Annotated in this window: 1 protein-coding gene; it reads left to right on the top strand. The window is 49.1% G+C overall.

Annotated elements, in window-relative coordinates:
* On the top strand, positions 1 to 289 hold a 289-nt coding region (locus tag A3761_RS06455), incomplete at both ends, for an ATP-binding cassette domain-containing protein (protein ID WP_156491677.1).

The following is a 289-nucleotide window of genomic DNA, read 5'->3' as shown; positions in this document are numbered from 1 at the left end:
TTGAATTGCTTGACTTAGTGGGCTTGTCAGCACGCGCTAAACATAAGCCTTCTGAGTTGTCGGGAGGAGAGCGTCAGCGAGTTGCCATTGCTCGTGCGCTGGTCAATCAGCCAAAGTGCGTATTGATGGATGAGCCGACGGGAAATTTGGATGAAACCACAGCACGAAAGATCCAAGATGTGATGCTGACCTTGCAGCGTGAGCTGGATACAGGCTTCGTTGTCGTAACGCATGATACGCAATTAGCGCACAAGATGGACAGAGTATTAATCATGGAAGAAGGTGTGTT

It is taken from the genome of Oleiphilus sp. HI0123 (genome assembly GCF_001635315.1).
Note: the sequence above shows the minus strand (reverse complement) of the source record. Positions and strands in the feature narration are given on the sequence as shown.